Raw genomic sequence first — 17446 nt, 5'->3', positions numbered from 1 at the left:
AAATGCTGCAGGATTTTTTTTGAAAACGAAGTATTTCTTATTATAAGGCAATAAAGGAGGCTGATATCGATTGCCAATAAAATTGTTAAGCAGTTCGATTTTAACAGAAGCTGTTAAACAAAAAGCATCAGATATTCATTTCATACCCATAAAAAAAGGAGGGATCGTACAATTTCGAATCGATGAAAGACTGGTTGAATTTAAAACACTTTCTCAAGAGGAATACCTGCGTGTTATCTCGCATTTTAAATATTCAGCTCGAATGGACATCGGGGAAATCAGAAAACCCCAAAGTGGCTCAATGGATGCCATGGTAAACAATGAAAACGTACATCTTCGCTTTTCTTCCATACCTTCTGCGTTTAACGAATCTCTCGTTATAAGAATTCTCCCTCAACAAGAAATTTTATCGATAGGTGAACTCTCACTTTTCCCTCAAACACTTCAGCAGCTTCTTTTACTCATAAGACGTTCAAGCGGCCTTTTGCTGTTTACGGGGCCAACAGGCGCTGGAAAAACGACAATCCTTTATACGCTGCTCCAATTTCTTCAAAATCAATTTAAACGGCAAGTCGTCACATTGGAAGATCCTGTAGAACGAAAAGTAGATACTTTTTTACAAATGGAAATCAATGAAAAAGCAGGTGTAACCTACGGTGAAGGTTTTAAGTCATTGCTGCGTCATGATCCTGATGTGATTATGATCGGAGAAATCCGTGACGAAGCTGCTGCACGGTTAGTCATTCGGGCATCACTTACGGGGCATCTGGTTCTTTCCACTATGCATGCTACGGATTGCTTAGGGTGTATTGAGCGGTTAAGAGAGTTTGGCATTCAAGAAACAGAACTCAAGCAAACACTGATGGGGGTTGTTTCTCAAAGGCTCATTTCAGTTCCTTGTCCATATTGCGGAAATGAATGTAAAGATTTTTGTTTTAAAAACAGGTCATTCAGAAGGGCAGGACTTTATGAAATTTTAAGCGGAAAAGACCTGGATAACGCCATCGATTTAAAATCATCCTACACTGTAGCTGCCCCTTTGTTTAAATCTCTCGCCTATTATTTTAATCATGCTTACGCCGCAGGTTTTATCACAAAAGAGAGCTACGAGAAGTGGATGGGGGCTGAAATTCATTGATCATCAAAAAATGGAGAAGAGCTTCTCAGGGAGCATTTCTTTATAAACTAGGTCAATTATTGGATCAAGGCTATTCTTTAAACAAAAGCACCGAATTGTTAAGACCGCAGCTGAGAAAAAAAGAAAAATATTTTCTGGATCATGCTTTGGACAGCCTTGATGATGGACAATTACTGATTGAGTTTTTCTCGAAATTAGACTTGCCTAAGGAAGTTTTAAGTTCTATTGGTATTAACAGCGCGAATGGAAATATTGCTGAAAGTTTAATGGAAAATGGGATTTTTATGAAAAAGAAAGCGGAATGGCTGGAGAGGTTAAATAAAACGATTAGATATCCATTGTTTCTCATATTTCTTACGGTTTGGATCGGTTTTCTTTTTTATCACTTTTTATTCCCACAGTTTTTACTGCTTTTTTCATCACTTGAAATTAAGACCCCTGTATTTACTTCCATCATGATTTATTTATTAACCTTCATCCCCAAAATCGTTTTCTTATTTCTCGCTTTTTTAATATTTTGCGGAATTGCTGTGACAGTATTTAAAAACAGGATAAAGCCGTCATCTAGAATGGTTATCTTGACATCTATTCCTATAATAAAAAGCTATCTTAAGCTCTTGAACACTCATTATTTGTGTGTCAATTTTGGCTCGATGCTGAATAGCGGGTTATCTGTTACGGATGCCTTAATCGTAATGGAAAAACAAATGCAAATCGAATTTTTGAAAGAAGAGAGTATAAGGATACAAAAGGGATTAATTAATGGAAAATCCTTGCCTGATTTATTAAAGGATAAACCCTTTTATGTACAAGAGTTAGCTGGAATTATCCATTTTGGACAAGTTCATGGAAAGTTGGGATCCGACTTGCTTCAATATGGCGAATGGCTGTTTAAGGCGTTAGAAGACAAGCTGTTAAATGCCATGCAAAAGATACAGCCATTATTATTCGGTTTAATCGGAGGGTTTGTCCTCTTGCTCTTTGCCTCAATGTTATTACCGATGTTTAATCTTATGGAAGCATTATGAGGAGGATGTTTTTATGAAGAATGAAAATGGCTTTACCTTAATCGAAATGATGATTGTCCTTTTGATTATATCAATACTCATGTTAATCGCTTTACCTAGTATGACAAAAAACAATAAAGTGGTTAAATCACTTGGATGTGAAGCGACCATCGACCTTGTTCAAGGGCAAGTAGGAGCTTACGAAGCCGAAAATGGCGATTTGCCGACTCTGGAAGAATTAAAAGAGCAAGGATATGTGGATACAATTGTTTGTCCGGATAAGAGCCCTTTAACGATTGATAGTGAAGGAAACGTAAGTGTGAATAATGAGGACCCTTCTGCCGAGTGAAATCACATCATGATCAATATGGCTTTTCTTTAATTGAGATGATCATCGTGCTTTTGATTATCTCAATCATTGGGACAGTTGCTATACCTAAATTTGATGCGTTTCAAAAAAATCGAAAAACGGAATATTTCATTGCTGCTTTTCAAAAGGACCTTCTGCACATTCAACAAAGAGCCATAATGGATGGCAGTACGTATCGTTTGATTATTAATAATGATGATCATTTTTACGAGATACGCGGTTACAAAACTGGTAAACCGGTTAAGAAGTCTTTTCCTGAATTTATTACATTCGTAAACTATTCCATGTCATTGATCATTCAATATAACCAATTTGGAAATATTAATCGTGCGGGTACACTCTATGTTCATTCAGGAAATCATACGTATAAAATGGTCTTTCAAATAGGCAAAGGGAAATTTTATGTTTCAAAACAGTAAAGGATATCTTTTAATCGAATGTATGATGGGTCTAGTAATATTTACAGCTGTCTCAGCGATGAGTATTCATTTTGTATATGACATCTATAAAGAAAGTAAAACAACAAGACAGTTATTATATGCCGTAAACGAAGCAGATTTTGCAGCAGCTAACTATGGTTTTAATAAAACTTTAGAAAATAAAGAGTGGGACCAATTAGGAACAACCTATTTATTAAAATACCAAAAGGGTGTTTCAGATGAATATGAAATTTGTATTATTTTCAGGGGGGAGAATGGAAAAGAATATAAAACGTGTGCCGCTCATTTGTAAAGTTGTAAAAAGCGAAAGAGGTTATACTTTACTGGAAGTCATCATTGCTTTAGGTGTTTTGCTTATGCTTACATCTATAATTCCTCTGTTTCTTATACCTCTCCAAAAAGCACCTCCCATTTCACAGTTAGAAGACACGATTCTATTTTTCTCGATGATAGGAAAAGAAATCAGAGAAGCATCTGCCATTGAAATCCAAAACAATCAATTAAACCTTGCAGCTGATAATGGGAATGTAACAAGTTTTTCAAAATATCATTCTCTTATTCGCAAGCAGGTTAATGGAATGGGTCATGAAGTTTGGCTGCAAAATATTAATTCCTTAGAAATAAATAGGCGCTCAGAAAATTTTATAGAGATTGAAATAATTGATTCATTAGACCAAAAATATCACCGTGTTTTTCAAACAATGAATAAATGAGTGATCAAAGGGGTGTGATTTATCCTTTAATCGTTACTCTCAGTTTTATTGTTCTTCTTTTCTTTGGTTATTTAACGGAAAGAGTGTTTTCAGAAAGACAGTTTGTATACTTTGAAGAGGATGTTAGGAGGGAAGAAAGACTTTCGAGGGACGCATTAGAAAAAACGCTGGAACTCTTGCAGGCATCTAATAGCTCTTTTTCTGAAGAATATTATTTTACTTGGCAAGAGGGCAATGTTAAAGTTACTGTCAATGAATCAAATACTGATGAAAGACTTATTGAAATAGAAGCTGTTACCATTCATCAGCATACAAAAAATGTGGAAGTATATTATAATGTAAGCCAGAATCGTGTTACGAAATGGGTGGAGGGTTAGATTTGAACACCATATATTTAGTAGGTTTTATGGGATGCGGCAAAACATCTGTTGGGAATCTCTTGTCTAAACAGCTGGAAGTTCCGCCTTATGATGTAGATACCACAGTTGAAAAACTTCGCGGTCAAACGATAAAAGAAATATTTGCGAGTGAGGGAGAAGAAGCTTTCCGGAATTATGAGTCCCTTGCTATAAGACAGCTGCCGCTTGAAAACGCTGTCGTTATGACAGGCGGGGGTGCTGTCGTTCGTGAGGAAAATTTATCTTATATGAAAAGCAAAGGAACCGTCATTTATTTAAAAACAAGCTTTCCTATATTATGGAAGAGGTTGATGAAGGAAGAGGAACGAAACAAACGGCCAATCCTTCTTACGAAAACCAAAGAAGAAGTTTTCGAACTATATCAAATGAGAAATGAGTTTTATGAAAAAAGTGATGTAACCATTATAACCGATCATTTAACGGCCGAAGAGATATGCATCCGTATATTGGATGAAATAAAACCGTTTAATTCCTGGAAATAAAGACAAGACTAAAAGTGATGTCTTAATAAAGGGGTTTAGAGATGGCTGCAGGAACGGATGTAGTGAAATATCTGACACAAAAAATCATAAAATATTTAGATGAGCCAAAAGCAGTAAGAACGGAAAGAAAACGTGCAAGAAAGAATGAAAAAGAACCAATGCTCACGTACTTATTTGGAATGGTTCCTATGGGAATAGGGATGGCAATGAAAAAGAAAAGGAAAAAAACGGAATAGGCTGGAAAAAGGTAGAGGATGATCCGATATTCGGGTCATCCTCGTTTTCGCTATCTTGCTAAATAAAATAGTCCGCCATTAATGATCTCAACCATGATTTTCGGCTCATATTGTGTACGGAGAGCTTCCTTTTCAACATGATAAGATTCGGGCTTTGTTTCAACTTCTTCATAAAAGCTTTCCAGTAATTCTTCATCTTCTTTCCACCGGTTTATCGCTTCATCTGCCCATGTATGTTCATCTTGGTTGATTGTCTCCTGAATTCTTCCTTCAATTCTTTTAAGGGCACTTTCGGGTTTTATAAATGGTGATAGGGTGTAACAAAAGTCAGGAATTCGCTTCGTTAATAATAATTTTTGGAGGCGCTGGTGGAATTGATTTTCAATCGTTCCATTGATCAGCTGAATCCCATAAGAAAGCACTTGGTCTTTCTTCTGATCACATTGATACGTCACTTTCACATTCAAACACAGCCAGGGTATAAGCGGAACTTGAGCACCTTGCTGAGGTACTGATTCATAAAGCCGAATAAAAGAAGCCAGTTTTTTTGATGATGCAAATATTTGATGAAGCCGAGGAGAGCCAAAATGGATAAACTCTCCTTTTCCATCCGGTGTTGGCTGTTGTCCTGTTACTAATGTAAGGGTCATCGGGTTAGGAGTGCCGCCTGTTTTTTCCAGGTAGTGCCAATAGAATGGACGGTTCATGAGCACTTTATCAAGATCGACAGTAAGCTGGACCTTCATATAGCTGAAATTTTTCTCGAGTATTCGGCATTCATTCGCATCAAAATACCTTTCAAGAAATCGATGAATCTCGTGCTGCTGCATGCTCTTCCCATCCTTTCTGTTTAATTCCGCCATCTAAGTTAATAAGGGAAGCCAGGTTATCCATCTTCACTCTTATTTCCCCTTCACTGTCGGAAGTGCTGAATATGTCAGCGATATGACGTTCAATGTTTTTAAGTTCAAACTTGGTTAAAATTTCATCGAGTTCACCGATTACACTCTCAAACAAATTAATCTTGTTATACAAAAGATTTAGAATGTGTTCTTCAATGGTATTTTGTGTGGCGAAATTATAAATATGAACATCACCTTGCTGGCCGATTCGGTGAATACGTCCTATACGCTGCTCGATTCTCATTGGATTCCACGGTAAATCATAATTAATGATGTTCTGGCAAAATTGCAGGTTGATTCCTTCGCCCCCAGCTTCTGTTGCGATTAGGACTTGAGCACGGGTTTTAAAAAGGTGTGTCATCCAATCCTTTTTGCTCCGTTTAAATCCGCCTCTAAAAGGAACAGATGAGATTCCATGCTGCTGCAGAAACCATTGAAGGTAGAGCTGTGTCGCCCGGTATTCCGTAAAAATAATGACCTTTGAATTGATCGATTGGATCAGTTCCAGTGCTTTTAAGGCTTTAGAATTTTGATCAACTAGTTCAATCTTTTTCATTAAGTTTAGGATTCGATTTTCCATAGCCGCTGTCGGGACATCTTTTTGAAGCATGTTCTTTAGTGTTAAGAATACAGCTTCTCTGGAACTGCAAGCTTCACGCTGCAATGTCACTATTGAAAATTTACTGCGGTCAAAATAGGAATCATTTTTTAAAGTAGTAATCTCATCATAAAGATCCCGTTCTGTTTTTGATAATGTAATAGGAATGGTTTTTACGATCCGTTTTGGCCATTCTAACCCAGTTTCTTCACGTCTGTTTCGAACCATCACTTTATTCACTAATTGCTTGAGCTTTTCTTCGTTTTTTAAAGAATGCTTATCTTCTTTAAAGTCCTTGTCAAAATTTTCTCGGTTACCTAAATGACCGGGTTTGAGCAAAGAAACAAGGTTGAATATCTCTTCTACACGGTTTTGAACAGGGGTGGCAGTCAGAAGAAGACAAAATTTCTTTTTGAGCAACTGGACAAACTCATAATTTTTCGTTTTCTTGTTTTTTAACTTATGAGCTTCATCGATAATGATTAAATCATAGTCCTGGTTTAGAACAATATCCCTATGTGGCGCACGTTTCGCTGTATCGATAGATGAGACAACAACATCGCATTGTTCCCATACGTATGCTTTTTTTTGAGCAACTGCAGGGATGAAAAATTTTGAGTTAAGCTCATTTGTCCATTGAATGACTAATGAAGCGGGAACTAAGATTAATATTTTCTTGGCCAGTCTTCGTATCATGTACTCTTTTAAAATCAAACCAGCTTCTATTGTCTTACCCAGACCAACTTCATCGGCAAGAATGGCTTTTCCGTTCATTTGTTCAATAACGGTCGTTGCAACGTCCAGCTGATGAGGAAGGAATGTCATATCCGGAAGATGATTGGGTGCCTGTAGTCCTAAAAATTCTGGGATGGCTAAGTGATTTTCAGCTTCAAGAGCTAAATTATATAATTCCCAATTAGCCCAAGGCCCATCTTCTTCTACACGTTTCAAAAATTCATCATGCCAATCACGCTGAAACTGAACGTCGATTTTCATACCGGATTTCCTTTCTTGTAAAAAAGTTCATTGCCTTTCCTTTTATAAAAATGATAGGATAATAATGTAGTAAACATAGTAATAGTATGTGCGACCTTGGACAATAACATACTCGCGAATGAAAGTAAGAGGAGAGACTGCGATTAGCGGCGCCGAAGGAGCAAACATATGTGAAACTCTCAGGCAAAAAGACTCTTACCCGACGCATCTCTGGAGAGTGCTTTTTTATAGATGAAAGCCACCAACGAAGAAACTCAGGTATCAATTTGAGAAACTTACCGGTTGCAGGACAGAGGACCTTTAAAAAACAGGGGTCTTTCTGTCCTTTTTTTGTCCAGAAGAATGATCGAAAATTTTAAGTTATGAAAAAGGAGGAGTTCACATGGCTACATTGCTGCGTACACCGTTGTTTGATATTTACAAAGAGCACGGTGGAAAAGTAATTGATTTCGGTGGTTGGGAATTGCCTGTTCAATTCTCAAGTATTAAAGAGGAACATGAGGCAGTTCGAACTAAGGCTGGATTATTTGATGTTTCACATATGGGTGAATTCGATGTTAAGGGACCAAACGCTTTATCATTCCTTCAGTACACGATGACAAACGATGTGTCCAAGCTGCAAAACGGACAGGCTCAATATACAGTGATGTGCTATGAGAATGGTGGTACAGTGGATGACCTTTTAGTCTATAAAAGAGCGGAAAATGACTACCTTCTAGTTGTGAATGCCTCAAATATTGAAAAAGATTTTGAATGGCTTCAAAGTCATATTACAGAAGGCGTAGAACTTATTAACGTGTCTTCTGAATATGCACAGCTTGCTATTCAAGGACCTAAAGCAGAAAACATTCTGCAGAAACTGACTGATACAGATCTATCTGAAATCGGCTTTTTCCGATTTAAAGATCAAGTTTCATTAGCAGGAATTACTGCTCTTGTTTCGAGAACAGGATATACCGGAGAAGATGGTTTTGAGATTTATCTCAACCAAGCAGATGCAGAGAAATTATGGACACAGATTTTAGATGCAGGCAGTGAAGACGGGTTACTCCCTTGTGGGCTTGGGGCCCGTGATACGCTTCGTTTCGAAGCAAAGCTTGCATTATATGGACAAGAATTAACAAAAGATATTACACCGCTGGAAGCTGGCATTGGATTTGCTGTTAAAACAGATAAAGCTGAAGACTTTATCGGTAAAGAAGTGCTTGCTCAGCAAAGAAAAGAAGGAGCGCCGAGAAAACTTGTCGGTATTGAAATGATCGATAAAGGTATTCCGCGTTCTCATTATGAAGTGTTTAAAGGTGACGTTAAAATTGGAGAAGTAACAACAGGTACACAGTCCCCAACATTAAAAAAGAATTTAGGGCTGGCGCTTCTTGATAAAGAACATAGTGAATTGGGAACTGAAGTTGAAGTTCAAATTCGCCAAAAACGTTTAAAAGCAAAAGTAGTAGCTTCACCATTTTATAAACGAGGAAAATAATCCTGAGTTAAGGGGGAGAAACCAATGACGTTCCGCTATTTACCTATGACAGACCAAGACAAAAAAGAAATGCTAGAAACGATTGGTATCGAAACGACAGAAGAACTTTTTCAAGACATTCCCGAGCAAGTACGTTTTAGAGGAAGATTAGATATTGAAGAAGCACTATCAGAACCTGCACTTGTAAAAGAAATGACTCGCCTTGCAGCAAAAAACAAGAACACGAAAGAGTATGCTTCATTTTTAGGTGCTGGTGTATACGACCACTACACACCTTCTATCGTGAACCATATGCTTTTACGTTCTGAATTTTATACAGCTTATACACCTTACCAGCCAGAAATTTCTCAAGGTGAGCTGCAGGCTATTTTTGAGTTCCAAACGATGATTTGTGAACTTACAGGGATGGACGTTGCAAACTCTTCTATGTACGACGGCGGAACAGCTCTTGCCGAAGCAGGGTTATTATCAGCAGCGCAAACACGCAGGAAAAAAATTGTTGTTTCCAAATCTGTTCATCCTGAGTCTCGTGACGTATTGAAAACATACGCAAAAGGCCAGCGTTTAGAAGTAGTCGAGGTTGAAACAGAGAATGGACTCACTTCATTAAGCGGATTACGCTCAGCTGTAAATGAAGAAACTGCATGTGTCATTGTTCAGTACCCTAACTTCTTTGGCCAAATTGAACCGTTAAAAGAGATTGAAGAAATTATCCACAGCCAAAAAGGAATGTTCGTTGTCTCGTCAAATCCACTTGCTTTAGGAGCAATAACGCCTCCTGGTAAGTTTGGGGCGGATATTGTTATTGGGGATGCTCAGCCGTTTGGAATTGCTCAAGGCTTTGGCGGACCTCATTGTGGCTATTTTGCAGTCACTTCAAAACTTATGCGTAAAGTTCCAGGCCGTTTAGTAGGCCAAACGGTTGATGAAGATGGGAAACGCGGTTTCGTATTAACTCTTCAAGCGCGCGAACAGCATATCAGACGTGATAAAGCGACGAGCAACATCTGTTCGAATCAGGCACTAAACGCACTCGCTGCCTCGATAGCTATGACTGCACTAGGGAAAAAAGGTGTGAAGGAAGTAGCTTATCAAAATATTCAAAAAGCGCATTATGCGAAGAAAGTAGTGGAAGAAAAAGGGTTGGCAGTTGCATTTGATGGCCCATTTTTCAACGAATTTGTTATTGAACTAAAATGTTCAGCAAAAGAAGTGAACAAGAAATTGCTAGAATCAGGAATGATCGGCGGATATGATCTAGGTCTTTCTTATCCAGAGCTGAAAAATCATATGCTGCTGGCAGTAACGGAAATGCGATCAAAAGAAGAAATTGACCAACTTGCAAATGTTTTGGAGGGATTATCATGCGTACAGAACATCAGTCATTAATTTTTGAATTATCGAAGCCGGGCCGTGTAGGTTACAGCATTCCTGAACTGGACGTTCCTGAAGTAGATGTAGAATCTATTATTCCTTCAGACTATTTGCGTGCGGAAGAAGCGGAACTTCCAGAAGTTTCGGAACTGCAGATTGTCCGCCACTACACAGCATTATCAAACCGTAATCATGGTGTTGACTCAGGGTTCTATCCGCTCGGTTCATGTACGATGAAATACAATCCGAAAATCAATGAAGATGTGGCCCGTTTCCCTGGATTTGCGAATATTCATCCGCTTCAAGATGAAGAAACCGTTCAAGGTGCGTTGGAAATGATGTATCGTCTTCAAACATCTCTTGCAGAGATTACAGGAATGGATGAAGTAACATTGCAGCCAGCTGCAGGAGCGCATGGTGAGTGGACAGGATTGATGATGATCCGTGCCTACCATGAAGCAAATGGAGATTTTAACCGTACAAAAGTAATCGTACCTGACTCTGCTCACGGTACAAACCCAGCATCTGCTACAGTTGCAGGATTTGATTCGATTACGGTTAAGTCAGATGAACGAGGACTAGTTGATCTAGAAGATTTGAAGCGTGTTGTAGATCAGGACGTTGCAGCACTAATGTTAACGAATCCAAACACACTTGGTCTTTTTGAAGAGCATATCCTTGAGATGGCAAAGATCATCCATGAAGCAGGTGGAAAGCTATACTATGATGGAGCAAATGCAAATGCTATTTTAGGTTTTGCACGACCAGGAGACATGGGCTTTGATGTCGTTCACCTTAACTTGCATAAAACATTCACGGGTCCACATGGCGGTGGCGGACCAGGATCAGGACCTGTCGGTGTGAAATCTGATTTGATTCCGTTCTTGCCAAAACCGGTTCTTGTTAAAGAAAATGATGTTTACAAGTTTGAGTACAACAGACCGCAATCAATCGGCCGTGTAAAGCCGTACTACGGAAACTTTGGTATCAATGTCCGTGCGTTTACGTACATTATGACGATGGGTCCAGATGGCTTGCACCAAGTATCTGAGAATGCTGTATTAAATGCGAACTATTTAATGCGCAGACTCGAGCCTTATTTTGATCTTCCATTTACACAGCATTGTAAGCATGAATTTGTATTGTCTGGACGCCGTCAGAAGAAATTGGGCGTAAGGACTTTGGATATGGCTAAACGTCTCTTAGACTTTGGCTACCATCCTCCTACAATTTACTTCCCGTTAAGTGTTGAGGAAGCAATCATGATCGAGCCTACGGAAACAGAGTCAAAAGAAACATTGGATGAATTTATCGATAAGATGATTCAAATCACAAAAGAAGCGGAAGAAAATCCTGAAATCGTTCAAGAAGCTCCGCACACAACAGTAGTAAAAAGATTGGATGAAGCAACAGCTGCAAGAAAGCCAATCTTAAAATACAGCAAGTAAAAATGAGAAGAGGCTGTTTCAAAAGTAATGTTACTTTTGAATAGCCTCTTTTGTTTGATGGTAGAATCTTTTTGTCTGAAGAGAGTGCATTTTTGTTTGGAGAGAGGTCATTTTTGTCTGAAGAGAGTTCATTTTTGTATGAAAGAAGAGTTTTTTTGTTTGAAGAGGAAACCAATTTTAATTGGTGAAGAATTTTATTGCTGTAATGTGCTTTTTTTAGGAAGAATTAATTAAAAAAAGCTAACTCTTTATGGCAAATTTTTAGCCTTAGAGTTAGCTTTCCATAATGTTTATGAATTTTTCACACGGCCTGTCCATTTTTTAAACCCGCCTTGCAGGTGGTGAAGCTGGCCGTATTTTTTCTTTTTTAAGAATTGTGCTGCACGTGCGCTTCTAAAACCGCTCTCACAATATAAATAAACAGGCTGATCGTTTCTCACTTCTTTTAACCTTTGTCTCATTTGAGATAGAGGGATGTTTCGTGCTCCGAGAATATGTCCTTTTTTAAACTCATCAGGTTCACGAACATCGATTAATTGTGCTTTGCGGTAACCAGCCTTGAACTCTTCTTCAGTTAATGTTTTTAAATATTTCTTTTGGTAAAATGCCATACCTACCATGTAGCCGATTACAGCTACTGCGATAACCAATAAAATAATCCATTCCATTACACTTGCACTCCTTTAAACAATCTACTCCAATTATAGCGATGACAAGCCATATAGGCAAAAGAAAAATAGATATTGAGCGATTGTTTTTGACACAACGAGTGTATTTGGTAAACTAGTTACGAATGAAGTGCAGGGAGACGAAAATACATGCAAAAAGAAAATTGGTATTTTATTGATTCAGGAAATTGTGAACCAGCGATTAACATGGCGTTAGACGAAGCACTATTAACGTGGCATAGTGAAGGGAAAATCCCTCCAGTTATCCGCTTTTATGGATGGAATCCGGCAACTTTATCGATTGGCTATTTTCAAAAAGTAGAAAAGGAAATAAATCTGGATGCTGTAAAAAAATATGATTTAGGTTTTGTTAGACGGCCAACTGGCGGAAGAGGAGTACTTCATGATAAAGAGCTGACGTATAGTGTCATTGTTTCTGAAGAACATGAAGCGATGCCCCAATCCGTTACAGAAGCATACAGGGTCATTTCTGAAGGGATTAAGGTAGGTTTCCAAAATCTCGGATTAGATGCGTATTTTGCAGTGCCGAAAACAGAAGAAGAACGTGAAGGCCTTAAAAATCCTCGTTCTGCTGTTTGTTTTGACGCACCCTCTTGGTACGAACTAGTAGTTGAAGGCCGGAAAGTGGCTGGAAGTGCTCAAACAAGACAAAAAGGTGTTATCTTACAGCACGGTTCCATTTTATTAGAGATAGAAGAGGATAAATTGTTCGATCTATTTAAGTATTCGAGTGAACGAGTACGGGAACGAATGCAAGCAGCTTTTAAGAAAAAAGCAGTTGCCATTAATGATTTAGTAGAGAAGCCTATAACAATAGATGAAGCCAAAGCAGCTTTTCAAAAAGGATTTGAAGAAGGACTTAATGTTAATTTAATACCTATGGCGCTTACAGATCAACAATGGGCTGAGGTAGAAGAAATCGCAAAAAATCGCTATCGAAACGATGAATGGACATATAGACGATAGACGGTAAAAATAGAAAATCGAAACCTTTAAACAAAGGCTTCGATTTTTTTATTTTCGAAACCTCTGCTGATAAAAACGAGTCAAGAAATTAATTTTTTTTCGAGTGAAAGAAGGAGATTTGCAAAAGTTTGGTTTGGTGCGGGTTACGAATAATTCCAAATAATACAAATCTAGTTTATAGCCAAATCTTTCATAAAATCATAAAAATTGATTTATTTTCACTAATTTTCGAGTGTTTACTCCTGATTTCAAGTTTGACAAGATTTTTTCTTTGACAGGCAGTTTACGTATATATAGTATAAGGGTAGAGGATATACATACAACATATAGATGATCAGCGTATGTACCATATTGGAAAAGGAGGAGTAAAATGGACACAGTTGCAACCGAAAAAAAAGGTATCGATTTTGATGCTTTAAATGCAGATATAGCCCATTTTCCACAAGTTCATCCCGTAACATCAGATATGAAAACAACCCATAAAGGTGTTTCCAGACTGGTGATGCTTGATCGATACAGCTTCAAAGACACGGAAAAGAAAACACTAAAGCCAGGTGACTTTGTCGTTTTAACCGTTAAGGAGGATCCAAAATTTCCAGCAAGAGGTCTTGGATTCATTCAATCTATTAATTGGGACGACAAAAGTGCAGTCGTTTTAGTAGAGGATGAATTTAAAGCCGCGCTTGATAAGCCGGAAGAAACAGAAAGCGGTCTGATTACACGTTCTCTTGATGTGATGGACAAGCCGTTGGAAGTTTATTACGAGCAGATTGCTCTCCGAAATGCAACAGGGCTTGCATCAGTGGAAACAACTGAAGAGAAGCGTCAAGAATCATTTGAGAAGTTTTATAGAGAGCTTTCAGAAATGAACTTTGTTCCTGCAGGAAGAGTCTTGTATGGAGCAGGCGCAGAAACAGACGTTACTTATTTTAATTGTTATGTAATGCCATACGTTAAAGATTCGCGTGAAGGAATCTCTGATCACCGAAAACAAGTCATGGAGATCATGAGCCGAGGCGGCGGTGTTGGAACAAACGGATCAACACTAAGACCAAAGAATGCTCTAGCACGAGGCGTTAACGGAAAGTCATCTGGATCGGTTTCATGGCTCGATGATATTGCGAAACTGACACATCTAGTTGAGCAGGGCGGTTCGCGCAGAGGCGCCCAGATGATCATGCTAGCGGATTGGCACCCTGACATCATTGATTTCATTATTTCTAAAATGCAGAACCCTAGAATTCTTCGTTATTTAATTGAAAACACAAACGATGAAAAAATTAAGCAAGTTGCTCAAGATAAACTTAAATTCACGCCTTTAACACCGGCTCAAAAAGCAATGTATGAAGGAATTCTGCGTTATAAAGATATTCCGGGAACAGGCGGTTTCGATTCAGACGTATTAAGAGATGCTGAAACAATGCTTCGTGATGGCGGGACTTACAGCGTTCATAATTCTGAATTCCTGACAGGGGCAAATATCTCTGTTACGATCACAAAAGAATTTATGGAAGCGGTCGAGAACGATGATGACTACTTGCTTCGTTTCCCGAGTGTAGAGTCTTACACACCTGAAGAAATGGAAGCTTACAACAACGAGTGGCATGAAGTTGGCGATGTTCGTGAATGGGAAGAAAAAGGCTATGGTATTCGTGTTTATAAACGCATCAAAGCAAACGAACTATGGAACTTGATCAATATTTGTGCAACCTACTCAGCAGAACCAGGCATTTTCTTTATCGATAATGCGAATGACATGACGAACGCTACAGCATATGGACAGAAGGTTGTAGCTACTAACCCATGTGGGGAGCAGCCACTCGCACCATACTCTGTCTGTAATTTAGCTGCAGTTAACCTTGGTAACATGGCAGATAAAGAAAGCAAAACGGTTGATTTTGATAAGTTGAAACAAACGGTTGAAGTCGGTGTTCGTATGCAGGATAACGTAATCGATGCAACACCATATTTCCTTGAGCCTAACCGAATACAAGCTCTAGGTGAGCGTCGTGTCGGTCTAGGGGTAATGGGACTTCATGATTTGTTGATTTATTGTGAGACTGTATATGGATCAGAAGAAGGAAACGCACTCGTTGATCAAATTTTTGAAACGATTGCTGTAACAGCTTATCGAACATCGATTGAACTTGCGAAAGAAAAGGGAAGCTTCCCATTCTTAGAAAGTACATCCGAAGAAGAGACTGCAGCACTTCGAAACCGATTTATCGAAACGGGCTACATGAAAAAACTGCCTCAAGATGTACGCGAAGGGATTGTAAAATACGGAATTCGCAACTCACATCTTTTAACTGTGGCTCCTACAGGATCAACAGGAACCATGGTTGGCGTTTCCACAGGATTAGAACCTTACTTCTCGTTCTCTTACTTCAGAAGCGGAAGATTAGGTAAATTTATTGAAGTAAAAGCGGATATTGTAAATGAATATCTCGATCGTAATCCTGAAGCGAATGAAAACAATCTTCCTGAATGGTTTGTTGCCGCGATGGAATTGAAGCCTGAAGCACACGCTGATACACAATGTGTGATCCAGCGCTGGGTAGACAGCTCGATTTCAAAGACGGTAAACGCTCCTAAAGGATATACCGTTGATCAAGTTCAAAAAGTGTACGAACGCCTATATAAAGGCGGTGCAAAAGGCGGAACAGTTTATGTTGACGGTTCTCGCGACGCACAAGTTCTAACACTTAAAGCTGAAGAGGCATTCGAACAAACTGAGATTGATCTAGGTATGGAAGAAGAAAAAAGCAAAGTTGTTATTTTAGATACGATCACAGATTTACGTGCGACTGATGTTACGATCGGTAATGAAGTAGGCAACACTTGCCCCGTCTGCCGAAAAGGGAAAGTAAAAGAAATCGGCGGCTGTAACACGTGTACAAACTGTAATGCACAGCTTAAATGTGGTCTGTAAAAATATTTAGGAAGGAACTGGAAAAGGTTCCTTCCTTTTCTTTTGGTTAAAAACGCACATACTAACTTCATCATTTTTTTGAAAAATTGTGGGGTGGAAATAGTATGGCCGGTGCTAATAAACCATTTATGCCGCAGCTTATTTATTTTGAGCCAAGAGCACTTGAATACCCTTTAGGGAAAGAGCTTTTTGAGAAATTCAGCAAGCTGGAAGTTGAGATTCGGGAAACAACATCACATAATCAAATACGAGATCTGCCGGGAGAGAATGATTTCCAAAAATATAGAACAGCCAAGTCTACATTGGTTGTTGGGATACGAAAGACGTTGAAATTTGATTCATCAAAACCATCTGCGGAATATGCGATACCGTTAGCAACGGGATGTATGGGGCATTGCCATTATTGTTATCTCCAGACGACACTTGGAAGCAAGCCGTATTTAAGAACATACGTAAATACAGATGAGATCTTTGCTCAGGCAGAAAAATACATGCAAGAGAGAGCTCCTGAAATCACACGGTTTGAAGCATCATGTACATCTGACATTGTAGGGATTGATCATCTTACTCATTCATTAAAAAAAGCGATTGAGTTTTTTGGTGCTACTGAACTCGGGAGACTTCGTTTCACAACGAAGTACCACCATGTTGACCATTTGCTCGATGCCAATCATCAAGGGAGAACGAGGTTCAGGTTCAGCGTGAACTCTCACTATGTGATAAAAAACTTTGAGTTAGGCACAAGCCCTTTAGAAGAAAGAATTAATGCCGCCATAAAAGTGGCTGAGGCAGGTTATCCGCTAGGTTTTATCGTTGCGCCTCTGTACCTTCATAAAGACTGGGAGGAAGGGTATAGAGAGCTTTTTGATATTTTAGAAGCAAAAATACCCAAGCATTTGACTAACGATCTTACGTTTGAACTCATTCAGCATCGTTTTACAAAACCAGCTAAACGGGTTATTGAAAAAAATTATCCAAAAAGCAAGCTGGAGATGAACGAAGAAGAAAGAAAATATAAGTGGGGAAGATATGGAATCGGAAAGTATGTATATCAAGATGATCAAGCGACAAAATTACGAGAGACCGTTGAAAATTACATTCAAACGATGTTTCCGAATGCAAAGATTGAATATTTCACCTAATTGAAGGTAAAGGACCTTCCCTTGTCACCTTTTTAGTTCTATAGTAAACTTTTAATAGACGCCATTAAGGTTCTAGTATAGGGAGGGAACATTTTGCCGCCAACCCCAAGT

Annotated in this window: 18 protein-coding genes and 1 riboswitch; of the genes, 15 read left to right on the top strand and 3 right to left on the bottom strand. The window is 38.7% G+C overall.

Features of this window, described 5'->3' with window-relative positions; all coding sequences use genetic code 11:
- Window positions 1–70 precede the first annotated feature (70 nt).
- The 9 genes from comGA to J2X07_RS08300 are packed head-to-tail and all read left to right on the top strand — an operon-like array spanning window position 71 to window position 4805.
- Window positions 71–1138 carry a competence type IV pilus ATPase ComGA gene (gene comGA, locus J2X07_RS08340; RefSeq protein WP_310258007.1) on the top strand — a complete coding sequence of 356 codons (1068 nt, stop codon included), beginning with the start codon at window positions 71–73 and terminating at the stop codon, window positions 1136–1138.
- A complete protein-coding gene (gene comGB / locus J2X07_RS08335) occupies window positions 1135–2166 on the top strand; it encodes a competence type IV pilus assembly protein ComGB (protein ID WP_310258006.1) in 1032 nt (343 codons plus the stop codon). The genes comGA and comGB overlap by 4 nt, the downstream gene beginning before the upstream one ends.
- A 13-nt stretch (window positions 2167–2179) precedes the next feature.
- Window positions 2180–2494, top strand: a complete 315-nt coding sequence (comGC, locus tag J2X07_RS08330; RefSeq protein WP_310258005.1) for a competence type IV pilus major pilin ComGC — start codon at window positions 2180–2182, stop codon at window positions 2492–2494.
- Window positions 2491–2934: a competence type IV pilus minor pilin ComGD gene (gene comGD, locus J2X07_RS08325; RefSeq protein WP_310258004.1), complete on the top strand. Its 444-nt coding sequence runs from the start codon at window positions 2491–2493 to the stop codon at window positions 2932–2934. The genes comGC and comGD overlap by 4 nt, the downstream gene beginning before the upstream one ends.
- Window positions 2918–3247: a hypothetical protein gene (locus tag J2X07_RS08320; protein WP_310258003.1), complete on the top strand. Its 330-nt coding sequence runs from the start codon at window positions 2918–2920 to the stop codon at window positions 3245–3247. Before comGD ends, J2X07_RS08320 begins: the two co-directional genes overlap by 17 nt.
- Window positions 3210–3668, top strand: a complete 459-nt coding sequence (locus tag J2X07_RS08315; RefSeq protein WP_310258002.1) for a ComGF family competence protein — start codon at window positions 3210–3212, stop codon at window positions 3666–3668. Before J2X07_RS08320 ends, J2X07_RS08315 begins: the two co-directional genes overlap by 38 nt.
- 14 nt (window positions 3669–3682) lie before the next feature.
- Complete coding sequence (gene comGG / locus J2X07_RS08310) at window positions 3683–4045, top strand: competence type IV pilus minor pilin ComGG (RefSeq protein ID WP_310258001.1); 363 nt, start codon at window positions 3683–3685, stop codon at window positions 4043–4045.
- 2 nt (window positions 4046–4047) lie between these two features.
- Window positions 4048–4569 carry a shikimate kinase gene (locus tag J2X07_RS08305; protein WP_310258000.1) on the top strand — a complete coding sequence of 174 codons (522 nt, stop codon included), beginning with the start codon at window positions 4048–4050 and terminating at the stop codon, window positions 4567–4569.
- Window positions 4570–4610: 41 nt separating this feature from the next.
- Complete coding sequence (locus tag J2X07_RS08300) at window positions 4611–4805, top strand: YqzE family protein (protein WP_310257999.1); 195 nt, start codon at window positions 4611–4613, stop codon at window positions 4803–4805.
- A gap of 50 nt (window positions 4806–4855) precedes the next feature.
- Here the strand turns inward: J2X07_RS08300 and J2X07_RS08295 are convergent, their stop codons facing one another.
- Window positions 4856–5635: a YqhG family protein gene (locus tag J2X07_RS08295; RefSeq protein ID WP_310257998.1), complete on the bottom strand. Its 780-nt coding sequence runs from the start codon at window positions 5633–5635 to the stop codon at window positions 4856–4858.
- Entirely contained in the window at window positions 5604–7301 is a 1698-nt protein-coding gene (locus J2X07_RS08290; protein ID WP_310257997.1) for a DEAD/DEAH box helicase, read from the bottom strand. The genes J2X07_RS08295 and J2X07_RS08290 overlap by 32 nt, the downstream gene beginning before the upstream one ends.
- Window positions 7302–7419: 118 nt before the next feature.
- Window positions 7420–7506: riboswitch (glycine riboswitch) on the top strand.
- Window positions 7507–7683: 177 nt separating this feature from the next.
- Between J2X07_RS08290 and gcvT the strand changes: the two genes are divergently transcribed.
- From gcvT to gcvPB, 3 genes are read left to right on the top strand one after another with little or no spacing between them, the layout of a single operon-like run.
- Window positions 7684–8784, top strand: coding sequence for a glycine cleavage system aminomethyltransferase GcvT (gcvT, locus tag J2X07_RS08285; protein WP_310257996.1), 1101 nt, complete (start codon window positions 7684–7686; stop codon window positions 8782–8784).
- Between the two features lie 24 nt (window positions 8785–8808).
- On the top strand, window positions 8809–10173 hold the full coding sequence (gene gcvPA / locus J2X07_RS08280) for an aminomethyl-transferring glycine dehydrogenase subunit GcvPA (RefSeq protein WP_310257995.1): 1365 nt from the start codon (window positions 8809–8811) through the stop codon (window positions 10171–10173).
- Window positions 10149–11606, top strand: a complete 1458-nt coding sequence (gene gcvPB, locus J2X07_RS08275) for an aminomethyl-transferring glycine dehydrogenase subunit GcvPB (protein WP_310257994.1) — start codon at window positions 10149–10151, stop codon at window positions 11604–11606. The genes gcvPA and gcvPB overlap by 25 nt, the downstream gene beginning before the upstream one ends.
- Before the next feature lie 290 nt (window positions 11607–11896).
- Here gcvPB and J2X07_RS08270 read toward each other — a convergent pair whose 3' ends face one another.
- Entirely contained in the window at window positions 11897–12274 is a 378-nt protein-coding gene (locus J2X07_RS08270) for a rhodanese-like domain-containing protein (protein ID WP_310257993.1), read from the bottom strand.
- Between the two features lie 150 nt (window positions 12275–12424).
- Between J2X07_RS08270 and J2X07_RS08265 the strand changes: the two genes are divergently transcribed.
- From J2X07_RS08265 to splB, 3 genes are all read left to right on the top strand, one after another.
- Window positions 12425–13261 (top strand): lipoate--protein ligase family protein, encoded by an 837-nt coding sequence (locus J2X07_RS08265; RefSeq protein ID WP_310257992.1) that lies wholly within the window; start codon window positions 12425–12427, stop codon window positions 13259–13261.
- Window positions 13262–13631: 370 nt separating this feature from the next.
- Window positions 13632–16193, top strand: a complete 2562-nt coding sequence (locus tag J2X07_RS08260) for a vitamin B12-dependent ribonucleotide reductase (RefSeq protein WP_310257991.1) — start codon at window positions 13632–13634, stop codon at window positions 16191–16193.
- 104 nt (window positions 16194–16297) lie between these two features.
- Window positions 16298–17335, top strand: a complete 1038-nt coding sequence (gene splB, locus J2X07_RS08255) for a spore photoproduct lyase (protein ID WP_310257990.1) — start codon at window positions 16298–16300, stop codon at window positions 17333–17335.
- The last annotated feature ends 111 nt before the right edge of the window (window positions 17336–17446 follow it).

This window comes from Fictibacillus barbaricus, from assembly GCF_031457135.1.
In the GTDB taxonomy this organism is placed as follows: domain Bacteria; phylum Bacillota; class Bacilli; order Bacillales; family Fictibacillaceae; genus Fictibacillus; species Fictibacillus barbaricus_A.
The sequence above is the reverse complement of the archived record's forward strand: the minus strand, read 5'-3'. Positions and strand labels throughout refer to the sequence as shown.

Bases quoted from the DNA above. Each gene is read 5' to 3' on its own strand.
- comGC (WP_310258005.1), top strand. From the start codon at position 2,180: ATGAAGAATGAAAATGGCTTTACCTTAATCGAAATGATGATTGTCCTT.
- J2X07_RS08320 (WP_310258003.1), top strand. From the start codon at position 2,918: ATGTTTCAAAACAGTAAAGGATATCTTTTAATCGAATGTATGATGGGT.
- J2X07_RS08315 (WP_310258002.1), top strand. From the start codon at position 3,210: ATGGAAAAGAATATAAAACGTGTGCCGCTCATTTGTAAAGTTGTAAAA.
- J2X07_RS08300 (WP_310257999.1), top strand. From the start codon at position 4,611: ATGGCTGCAGGAACGGATGTAGTGAAATATCTGACACAAAAAATCATA.
- J2X07_RS08295 (WP_310257998.1), bottom strand. From the start codon at position 5,635: ATGCAGCAGCACGAGATTCATCGATTTCTTGAAAGGTATTTTGATGCG.
- J2X07_RS08290 (WP_310257997.1), bottom strand. From the start codon at position 7,301: ATGAAAATCGACGTTCAGTTTCAGCGTGATTGGCATGATGAATTTTTG.
- gcvT (WP_310257996.1), top strand. From the start codon at position 7,684: ATGGCTACATTGCTGCGTACACCGTTGTTTGATATTTACAAAGAGCAC.
- gcvPA (WP_310257995.1), top strand. From the start codon at position 8,809: ATGACGTTCCGCTATTTACCTATGACAGACCAAGACAAAAAAGAAATG.
- gcvPB (WP_310257994.1), top strand. From the start codon at position 10,149: ATGCGTACAGAACATCAGTCATTAATTTTTGAATTATCGAAGCCGGGC.
- J2X07_RS08270 (WP_310257993.1), bottom strand. From the start codon at position 12,274: ATGGAATGGATTATTTTATTGGTTATCGCAGTAGCTGTAATCGGCTAC.
- J2X07_RS08265 (WP_310257992.1), top strand. From the start codon at position 12,425: ATGCAAAAAGAAAATTGGTATTTTATTGATTCAGGAAATTGTGAACCA.
- J2X07_RS08260 (WP_310257991.1), top strand. From the start codon at position 13,632: ATGGACACAGTTGCAACCGAAAAAAAAGGTATCGATTTTGATGCTTTA.
- splB (WP_310257990.1), top strand. From the start codon at position 16,298: ATGGCCGGTGCTAATAAACCATTTATGCCGCAGCTTATTTATTTTGAG.